Source organism: Belliella marina, assembly GCF_042682445.1.
Taxonomy (GTDB): Bacteria; Bacteroidota; Bacteroidia; order Cytophagales; family Cyclobacteriaceae; genus Belliella; species Belliella marina.
The window spans coordinates 1-8,981 of sequence record NZ_JBHUHR010000007.1 but is presented as its reverse complement, the minus strand read 5'-3'; the positions used below and the strand labels follow the sequence as shown (position 1 = coordinate 8,981).

Here is an 8,981-nt window from a genome sequence, read left to right as displayed (position 1 = left end):
TCAAACACATCTGCATCCCCTGCCCCTGAGGTATAGGATCCTCCATGAATCCAAACCATGACCGGAAGTCCATCTTTGGCTGTGGTGCCTTTTGGAAGGGTGATAGATAGCTGTTGGCAATGTTCATCGGTCTCCAGCCTTGAGAGAGGTGTCCCCCCAAGCACCTTTTCCAAAAAAGGGACTTTAAGTTGTGGACATGCCCTTGCCCATTTGTCAGCCAAGATTGTCTGAGTGGCTGGTGCCATTGGCTGGGGCTTGTGGAATCTTTCTGCAATTGCATAATGGATACCTGTTGCACGGACAACATTGCCTTCAATCCAACCTGCTATTTTCCCTGCCGGGGTATCAAAGATTGATTTATCTGTTTCGTTCAAACCTGCATGATTTATTGGAACTGGAAAGTATAAGATAGGTATGACAACTAAGTAACAGCTTTCTTTCCAAAAACCATATTTAAGTTATAAAAAAAGATGTGAGATGTTAGATATGAGATTTGAGAACAAGACAAAGTATGCTTTCTGCGGTTACGTCACCTCGACGGCAGGAGAGGTCTCGTCCCTATTTGAAACTGGAAAGTTAAAATTGAAGTTGGGGTGTGAAATTCAGTATGAGATTTCTCCCTTTGCCTCCCTAAAAGTGAGACAGGTTCGAAAGGACTGACTCAGCATATTCTCATTTCTGTTCTGCTTGTCGGCTTTCAGCCCGTAATGCTGCAGGAGCATTGATAGGATGAGCCGCTGCTTGATTTCTTATATCTCTATAGAAAATATTTTTGTCATTAAATACAATGGAGCAAAACCAAGTATTATTATACAAGTCAAGGTTTATCATATTTGTATCAAAGAGTCATTTTCACTAATTATGCTATAATAAAAGTCCATTTACACATATGAAGATAGGCGAGAACATAAAAAGAATAAACTCTTGGGGTTTTGCTTTCTGATTTGTTTGCTTCTACTGATGAACTCAAAGAGATAAACTCTTATGATAAGTCTATAATGGAAAAAGTAGTCTTACTGGAAGCCCTAAACGAGAAGTAAACCATTTTACAAAAATTAAAAGATGTTCTTGCGGGAGTACTTGATGATGTAAAATAAAAAAGCCCGGACTTGCCGGGTTTTTGGTTAATCTAATCTTGTAAAGACTAGCGTTTCTCCAGATTAACTAAGTGTTAAAGAAAAATCAATATCATCACTTTTTATCTCCAAAGCCCCAAAGGAATTTCTGTTTTGGAAAAAAAGAATATCTTCTTGGTTGATTTCAAATTGATGTAAATCAGATTTACTTGTATTTGGTGGTAATTTGACAAAATATTGCCCAGACTGTTTTGTCAAAATAGATTTCTTATCTTTAAGATAATAACAACTCATATCTTGAGCTAAAAGAATTTGGAATTGACAAAAACAGATTAAAATTAGGTATATTCTTAAAACCATATAGTTTCTATTTTAGGTTCAGGAATCTCAATTGACAATATCACAAAACTATACTTTGACACATTAACCTCTAAAAATGGAGTTTCAACAACTTCAATTTCTATTTTGGGTAATCCATCACAGTCTTCTAAAAGTCTTATTTCTTGGACATAGGGAAAATAATTCCCTGGTAGTACTTTGGCGACCATTAAATAGTAGGAATCAAAATCAATCTCAGGATTATCTGGTAAGCAATCCCTGAAAATGAGATATTGTTCATTGCTTGTGATTTTCCGAAAACCCTCATCATTCAAGCCCAATTCAGCATTTTTGAGGCATTCATTGTCATAAACCCAAAATGAATCAGATTCTATTTCATGTAAAACACATTCTTCCGGTCCATTTTCATTAACACACCCAAAGATAAACAATATACAGTATGACAAGATCAATTTTAAGACTGTACCTTTTATCATTGTAATTTTCAATTTCCAACTTATTAACTAACAAGACAATCAACAACATCAAACCGCATATACACCAACAAAATACAATTTCTTATATATTTCTCAATATACAATAGCTATCCAAAAATATAAAACACATTATTTCAAATAATTACATTATTACTCAGTTTTATATCGAAATAATCAAAAAAACCATTTTTTTGAAAGGCAATTACTTTAATCATATTGAATTTTTTCAGCAATAATGGTCCAACCATTGATTTCTTAGATCCTGTAAGTGGATCAAGAAGGGGCTGGATGATAGATTATTGGTTTTTTAACTTAAAATAGGAAATTAGTTCAACCTTAGGTATATTAGAACCGAAGTGATTTATAAACATGAAGAGGAGTGTCTCATGCGTAGTTCTTTGAGAAGGTGAGGGTGCAATTCCTTGCTTTATCCGATTGTGTAATAAAACAAGTAAAACTATGGAATGGATATTTGAAAAAACTATTACCACCGAGGAAGAACTTCGTGAAATTATGGGATATCCTAGCGAAATAGTTACTAGGAAAACAATCAATTATATTGACGAACACTGTAGAAATTTTATTGAAAAATCGCCATTTATTACTATAGCAACCTCAGATCTAAATGGTAACTTTGATGTTTCCCCAAAAGGGGACCCAGTAGGATTCGTAAAAATATTGAATGATAAAACGCTAGCGATCCCAGATCGACCAGGAAATCGTAAAGCGGATACTCTAAGAAATATTATTCAAAATCCACACTTAGGATTGATTTTTTTGATTCCGGGGATTAAAGAAACTTTAAGAGTAAACGGAGAGGCTAAAGTAGTAACTGATGAAAAGGTATTAGAGCTATTATCTTGTCAAGGTAAACGACCTTCATTTGCCATAATTGTGAATGTAAAAGAAGCATTTATGCACTGTGCAAAATGTATTATCAGATCTAACTTATGGATAAACGTTGACGACATACAAGAACGTCCCGTTCCATCATTGGCAAAAACCTTGGTAGACCATGGGAAACTTGATATCACTTACAAAGAATTGGATGATATGATAAAAGATGATGAAAAAACAAATTTGTACTAAACTACACACAACATTTGGGTTTGGCGGACACATTGCGACAACTATTTTCAAAAAATATTCTGAATAAAAAGCAGCCAGTAATCCGGTGGATGGCCGCAGGCCATAAGCCTACGGAACACCACATACAACAATGTATATAAAATAGGCGGAATAGAAGTGAAACCCAGGGTTTTTGCTCGTATTAAACTTTGTGTTTAACTGAAGGTAAGTTCATCAAATCCACCACCCACATATACACGTGGCACGTTAGCTGCTACTTTACCACCCCCCTATATTGACAGCCAAACTACTTGACTTTAACGACAACTTTTCCTTTGGCACGACCACTTGAAACATACGACATTGCTTCGTTCATTTGTTCAAACGAAAACACTTTATCAACTACAGGACGAATGACATCTGTTTCAATAAGCTTTCCGATTTCAGACAACTGCCTTCCGTTGGGTTGCATATAAAGAAACGAATAATCAACACCGAGTTTTGTTGCCTGACTTCTTACTTTCCTACTCAGAAAGAAAATCGCTGTTTTCATAAACCACGACAACCCCACTTCTTTTGCGAAAGCAGGATCGGGAGGACTTGAAATAGAAACGACTTTTCCGCCTGACTTCAATATTTTCATGGATTTCTCAAGCGTTTTTTCGTCCTGATTGTTAAGCACCAAATCGTAATCTTTTAATATCGTTTCAAAATCTTGTGTTTTGTAATCAATCACAATATCGGCACCAAGACTTTTCACCAAATCAAAATTACTGGCACTTGCCGTTGTGGCGACAGTCGCACCCAAATGTTTTGCCAACTGAATAGCAATCGTTCCGACACCACCTGAACCTGCCTGTATAAATACTTTTTGATCCTTTTTGAGTTTTGCTTTTTCAACGAAAGCTTGCCAAACCGTTAAAGCAACCAACGGAATGGAAGCCGCCTGTTCCATTGAAATGTTTTTTGGTTTCAGGGCTACATCGTTTTCATTGATAGAAATGTATTCCGCAAACGCACCGATTTTGAAATCGGCAGGACGGGCAAAGATTTCATCGCCAACTTTGAAACGACTAACTTTTGAACCCACTTTTGTGATAATTCCTGCGACATCGTGTCCTAAAATCAACGGAAATTTATATGGAAGTAACATCTTAAATTCACCACTTTTCAGTTTGACATCTAACGGATTGATACTTGCTGAATGGATTTGAACCAACACCTCATTTTCCTTCACAACCGGTTCGGCAACTTCAGCCAATTGAAGTTTATCCTCTTTGCTGTACCTGTTTATTGTAAATGCTTTCATTTCTTATTTCGTTTTTTTATTTGTAATTTTGCTTGCAAATTGCAAGTACAAATATACAAACAACTTTCATAATGCAAGTTGTTTTTCTAATTTATTTTATGAAAACAAATAAAAAAAGATCAGACTGCCCATTGAGTTGCTCACTTGACGTATTTGGCGACAAGTGGTCATTACTCATTATCAGAGACTTATTATTCGCAAATAAGTGTACCTACAACGACTTTTTAAAATCGGAAGAAGGTATTGCCACTAATATTTTAGCAACCAGACTCAAAGGGCTTGAAGAAAATGGCATAATCAAAAAAACTGCACACCCCGACAGTAAAGCAAAAAATTTGTACAGACTGACACCAAAAGGAATTGACTTATTGCCTATCGTTATGGAAGTTTACATTTGGTCTGAGAAATATTACGAAATGCCAACTGACCTAAAAGCAACAATCAAAGAAGCCAAGAAGGACAAAGACAAATTTGTAAAACAGATAACGAAAGCACTGAAATCAAAATGACGAGAAAAAAGCCGCTGTTAACAGTACTTACAAGAAATTGACGGTTCAGCGGTAAATAAGACTTTCCCGATTACGGGACAAGTTGTGTTTATCTTTATTACTATTTAGGGTCTGCTTAAAAACACAAAACCAAATTGGTAATGTATGGGTTAGTTTACATAGTCAATGATCTTGTGCAGGTTTTTTCAGCAAATGAACGCAAAAACCTTGCAGTATATTGACTTGGTTTTGTTAGCCAACTTCATCCCGATACGCTTCGACATCGGGACTACTTCCTTGCCTTCAGTTCACTGATATATTTATACAGCTTTACTTCCCCAACTCCTATCTTACGCAAATCTGACTTTTTCAGCAGACCCTATTTATTTTTGACTGGCCAACCCCTTCTTAATCTTCATCATAATACCATCAGGTACAAAATTTGGGAGTTTAGAATTAAACCAGTTTTGAAAGCCTACAACTTTTTTCCCATTTCCTTCCAGTAAATGCTTTACACCTTGTACTGCCACTTCCTTGGGATGCATCGGCTTGGTTTTGTGAAGATTGGTAGATTGCATTTCTTTTGTAGCAAAACCAGTATCCACCGTGCCTGGATATAGCGAGATGATGTTAACGCCGGTTCCTTCCAATTCGGCATCAAGAGTTTCGCTAAATGCCTTTACAAATGCTTTGGTGGCAGAATAAACAGAAAAATAAGGGAATGGTAAAAATGAAAGCACAGAGCCTACATTCATAATTCGGCCAGATTTACGGCTGACCATATCTTGTGCAAAAAGCTTGGTCAATACCACCAAACTGGAAATGTTTAGTTGAATCATACTCAGTTCTTCTTCCAGTGGTGTTTCAATAAAATCACCATAGTTGCCAGCACCTGCATTATTTACCAAGTGTGATACTTGGTAGTCTGCCGACTTGATTTCATTAAACAGCTCCACTGCCTGATCGACAATGCTCAGATCCTTGGCGATGTAATGCACGGAAACTCCATATTTTGAAGTCAATTCACGCTGCATCACTTCCAGTTTATCCCCGCTGCGGGCAGCGAGGATAAGGTTGTATTTTAAGGACGCAAGCTGTTGGGCCATTTCATAGCCGATCCCTGAGGAGGCTCCGGTGATTAATATGTGTTTTTTCATTGTTTTATGATTACCCAAGAAATTCCAATGCCCTTTTCACAAAATCTTCGTGATACTGGAATATGCTACCATGCCCCGCATCTTTATAAAGAATGATTTCTGAATTAGGAATCCTGTTTTTCAAAGCTGTTGAATTACTGCTTGGCACCATTTTGTCATGCTCACCATTCACAATCAATACAGGGTGTTTTATCACCGACAGATCTTGTGGCGATTGTAAGCCATAAGCACGAATTGCTTTGAGTTGATTATTCAAACTTTTGATCCTCATCTTTTCTACCCTGTCTTCTTTCCGCTCTTTCAGACGACTTAAATAATCTTTTGCCGCCTTGTGACCATTTTCATTTTTATTGAAGAAGAGATAATGTTTAGAATCTCTAAAAGTTAAATATCCCTTAAAGATATCCTTGTAAGTGACGGATGGTAATTTGCTGATGCCCTCACCACCGGCCGGACCTGTTCCTGCAAGAATCGCCCTACGCACAAGTTGCGGTTCTTGAAGTAAAATTTCCTGTACAATGAATCCGCCTAATGAGAATCCAAAAAGGTCAACTTTATCATACCCCAGTGCTTTAATAAAAGCGATTGTATCGTCCGTCATTTCAGCAATAGTTAGTGGTGTTGTTCCTTTTGTTGCCCCCATGCCACGATTGTCAAAACAGATTATTTGATGTTCGGCTGCCAAACCATCTATAATTCTTGGGTCACATTCGTCCAGTGTAGCAGATAAGTGGTTGAGGAAAATTATAGGCAAGCCAGGCTTATTTTCACCCAGTATACGATAAAAAAACTCTGTGCCTTCAACATTGACTGATTGCGTTTTTACATTTTGAAATGTCATGACTGGTTCGGTTTGATTATTCATGTTTGTTTGTGAAAAGGCAGTGCTAACTCCAATAAGTGAGCAAAGCAGGATTAACTTTATACTGTTCATTTTACTTTGTTTTTTTTGAATTGAATCTTTTCAGATTTCATACTGACTGATTTTTCTGGAAGCCTTCAGCTTCATTCCTTTATTAGTTTGTTTATTACTTTGTCCACTAGTGGTGAAATGATTAGTATGCACGGAATGACCAGTATGTAAGCTATTCCCCATGATTTAAGCCATACATTTACCAATTGCATTCCCGTGTAGTTTGTGTTTACAATCATTAATGCCAACGAGATAATTCCAGTAGTAAAAATCCCGATCAGTAAAACAGATGCAAGTTTCTTTTTCATTTGTTCAAATTAATAATCATACAAGTTGATACACCGTGTGCATATACATGTCCTTGTTCATCTCTTAAATCTGCTTCTACAAGTGCTGTATTTTTCCCCAAATGAATAATACGGGCTTCGGCTTTCATTTTTCCGTTCTTAATTGTAACAGCTTTTATGAAATTTATCTTAAGCTCCAATGTGGTGTATATTACTCCCTGTGGCAACATCGAATGCACGGTACACCCCATAACAGTATCCAACACTGTAGAAATCACACCACCGTGAACACTACCTATCGGGTTGTAGTGGTATTCTTTTGCTTCAAATTCAAATACAACTCTCCCTATTTCCACACTCAATGGGTGAAACTCCAATGTTTCTGCTATAGGTGGAAGGGGCGTTTCACCTTTTGAAATACTGTTAAGAAAATCAAATCCTGACATTGTTTTTGCCTTGTCTGCTGTTTCCAAGGGGTTCATCCATTCATATGTTCTTTTTCTATTGGTTTTCATTGTATCTATAAATTCTATCTGTAACTTTGCTTGCAAATTGCAAGTGCAAATATACAAACAACTTTCAAATTGCAAGTGATATTGGAAATTATTTTATGAAAGAGATAAAAAAAAGATCGGATTGTCCCATTAGCAGCTCATTGGACATTTGGGGAGACAAGTGGTCGCTTCTTATTATTAGAGACCTTATGTTTTCAAAGCAGTGTACTTATGGCGACTTTTTAAAATCCAAAGAAAAAATCGCAACTAACATTTTGGCTACCCGATTGCAAATGCTGGAAGAAAGTGGCTTGATTTTTAAATCAGACCACCCTGAAAGCAGAGCGAAAACCTTATACCGACTGACACAAAAAGGGATAGACTTATTACCTATCCTTTCTGAAATTTACTTATGGGCAGACAAGTATTTTACTATCCCGACAGAACTCAAATCTTATTTCAAAGAGTTAAAAAGCGACAAACAAACATTTATTAAATCACAGACAAAAGAACTAAAGAAGTACCTTGACAAATAGAAAAGCAGCACCTAGTCGAGCCTGCCTGCTGGCAAAGGCAGGCTTGATTAGGAGTAGGATATTCTTACCCTACATTCCGGCACATCACTAAAACCGCACTAAGCGAAGATGGGGCTTACCAAATATTCCAATACCTGAAAGAAATTGCGGAGGCCATCGGGCTGAAAAATGATAGAGACGAAAGTATCCTTGCCAAAAGCTATGGATCTATTGCCCAGATACCAAATGACAGCATACTTTCCAACCGACAACCCCAACCGGTTAAATGTGGCAATTTCCAACACGAGCGATATTTCAGAAATAAAAATAACATTGAATAGATAGACATGAACAGATGTGTTTCATGGGGACAGTCCGGTGATGCGTATAATCGAGAGAAAAGGGAAATCCCAGTCCCAAACCTCACACAACCCGTCCCGTCATACGGGAGAACCGTATCCCGTACAAAACAAGATGTGAGCTTCACTCCCACTCCTTAAGGAACTCTTATGATACAGTCACTTCAGATGGTTTATAGTATAAAAGAGAGGAACAGAAAGTTGTTTGCAAACACCGCTTATTTTTAAAAGCCTCTTAAATGGTTTTTGCTTTGAATTTGAAGCCCAATTGTAAAAACAGTTTGGTCATAGTACAGAGGTATCCGGTCCAAGTCTGTTAATCCAAAAAATTTATAACCCATTTTGAAACTGTATGAGAGAACATATGATGTTTGATAAAAAAGTCACAAAGTTGGCTTTTCTGATTTTAAGCAATTTTCACACTCATCCAAGCAGCTTCAAATAATTTCAACTCATCCATATAGGCAACACCACTTTGCTTGATAATACCTCGACTGATT

At 37.0% G+C, this 8,981-nt stretch carries 11 protein-coding genes; 3 read left to right on the top strand and 8 right to left on the bottom strand.

The genetic code is table 11. The annotated features are described in order from the left end of the window. The 3 genes from ACFSKL_RS03215 to ACFSKL_RS03205 all read right to left on the bottom strand — a co-directional run. Positions 1 to 374: carboxylesterase family protein (locus ACFSKL_RS03215; RefSeq protein WP_376883470.1), on the bottom strand; the 374-nt coding region annotated here is incomplete at its 3' end. A 786-nt stretch (positions 375 to 1,160) separates the two neighbouring features. Then, entirely contained in the window at positions 1,161 to 1,436 is a 276-nt protein-coding gene (locus tag ACFSKL_RS03210; RefSeq protein WP_376883469.1) for a hypothetical protein, read from the bottom strand. Then, entirely contained in the window at positions 1,427 to 1,903 is a 477-nt protein-coding gene (locus ACFSKL_RS03205) for a hypothetical protein (RefSeq protein WP_376883468.1), read from the bottom strand. Before ACFSKL_RS03205 ends, ACFSKL_RS03210 begins: the two co-directional genes overlap by 10 nt. Before the next feature lie 447 nt (positions 1,904 to 2,350). On the opposite strand from ACFSKL_RS03205, the gene ACFSKL_RS03200 reads away from it, so the two are divergent. Next, positions 2,351 to 2,980 (top strand): MSMEG_1061 family FMN-dependent PPOX-type flavoprotein, encoded by a 630-nt coding sequence (locus ACFSKL_RS03200; protein ID WP_376883467.1) that lies wholly within the window; start codon positions 2,351 to 2,353, stop codon positions 2,978 to 2,980. 286 nt (positions 2,981 to 3,266) lie between these two features. Here the strand turns inward: ACFSKL_RS03200 and ACFSKL_RS03195 are convergent, their stop codons facing one another. Continuing rightward, positions 3,267 to 4,268 (bottom strand): NADP-dependent oxidoreductase, encoded by a 1,002-nt coding sequence (locus ACFSKL_RS03195; RefSeq protein WP_376883466.1) that lies wholly within the window; start codon positions 4,266 to 4,268, stop codon positions 3,267 to 3,269. Between the two features lie 98 nt (positions 4,269 to 4,366). On the opposite strand from ACFSKL_RS03195, the gene ACFSKL_RS03190 reads away from it, so the two are divergent. Continuing rightward, positions 4,367 to 4,777: a winged helix-turn-helix transcriptional regulator gene (locus ACFSKL_RS03190; RefSeq protein WP_376883465.1), complete on the top strand. Its 411-nt coding sequence runs from the start codon at positions 4,367 to 4,369 to the stop codon at positions 4,775 to 4,777. Between the two features lie 362 nt (positions 4,778 to 5,139). Here the strand turns inward: ACFSKL_RS03190 and ACFSKL_RS03185 are convergent, their stop codons facing one another. The 4 genes from ACFSKL_RS03185 to ACFSKL_RS03170 all read right to left on the bottom strand — a co-directional run bounded on the left by ACFSKL_RS03185 (position 5,140) and on the right by ACFSKL_RS03170 (position 7,628). Next, positions 5,140 to 5,913 (bottom strand): SDR family NAD(P)-dependent oxidoreductase, encoded by a 774-nt coding sequence (locus ACFSKL_RS03185; RefSeq protein WP_376883464.1) that lies wholly within the window; start codon positions 5,911 to 5,913, stop codon positions 5,140 to 5,142. A 10-nt stretch (positions 5,914 to 5,923) separates the two neighbouring features. Beyond that, a complete protein-coding gene (locus ACFSKL_RS03180) occupies positions 5,924 to 6,847 on the bottom strand; it encodes an alpha/beta fold hydrolase (RefSeq protein WP_376883463.1) in 924 nt (307 codons plus the stop codon). Between the two features lie 71 nt (positions 6,848 to 6,918). Next, a complete protein-coding gene (locus ACFSKL_RS03175) occupies positions 6,919 to 7,134 on the bottom strand; it encodes a DUF2798 domain-containing protein (protein WP_376883462.1) in 216 nt (71 codons plus the stop codon). Then, on the bottom strand, positions 7,131 to 7,628 hold the full coding sequence (locus tag ACFSKL_RS03170) for a PaaI family thioesterase (RefSeq protein WP_376883461.1): 498 nt from the start codon (positions 7,626 to 7,628) through the stop codon (positions 7,131 to 7,133). Before ACFSKL_RS03170 ends, ACFSKL_RS03175 begins: the two co-directional genes overlap by 4 nt. 95 nt (positions 7,629 to 7,723) lie before the next feature. On the opposite strand from ACFSKL_RS03170, the gene ACFSKL_RS03165 reads away from it, so the two are divergent. Continuing rightward, positions 7,724 to 8,143: a winged helix-turn-helix transcriptional regulator gene (locus tag ACFSKL_RS03165; protein WP_376883460.1), complete on the top strand. Its 420-nt coding sequence runs from the start codon at positions 7,724 to 7,726 to the stop codon at positions 8,141 to 8,143. Positions 8,144 to 8,981 lie beyond the last annotated feature (838 nt).

Bases quoted from the DNA above. Each gene is read 5' to 3' on its own strand.
- ACFSKL_RS03210 (WP_376883469.1), bottom strand. From the start codon at position 1,436: ATGGTTTTAAGAATATACCTAATTTTAATCTGTTTTTGTCAATTCCAA.
- ACFSKL_RS03200 (WP_376883467.1), top strand. From the start codon at position 2,351: ATGGAATGGATATTTGAAAAAACTATTACCACCGAGGAAGAACTTCGT.
- ACFSKL_RS03195 (WP_376883466.1), bottom strand. From the start codon at position 4,268: ATGAAAGCATTTACAATAAACAGGTACAGCAAAGAGGATAAACTTCAA.
- ACFSKL_RS03190 (WP_376883465.1), top strand. From the start codon at position 4,367: ATGAAAACAAATAAAAAAAGATCAGACTGCCCATTGAGTTGCTCACTT.
- ACFSKL_RS03185 (WP_376883464.1), bottom strand. From the start codon at position 5,913: ATGAAAAAACACATATTAATCACCGGAGCCTCCTCAGGGATCGGCTAT.
- ACFSKL_RS03180 (WP_376883463.1), bottom strand. From the start codon at position 6,847: ATGAACAGTATAAAGTTAATCCTGCTTTGCTCACTTATTGGAGTTAGC.
- ACFSKL_RS03175 (WP_376883462.1), bottom strand. From the start codon at position 7,134: ATGAAAAAGAAACTTGCATCTGTTTTACTGATCGGGATTTTTACTACT.
- ACFSKL_RS03170 (WP_376883461.1), bottom strand. From the start codon at position 7,628: ATGAAAACCAATAGAAAAAGAACATATGAATGGATGAACCCCTTGGAA.
- ACFSKL_RS03165 (WP_376883460.1), top strand. From the start codon at position 7,724: ATGAAAGAGATAAAAAAAAGATCGGATTGTCCCATTAGCAGCTCATTG.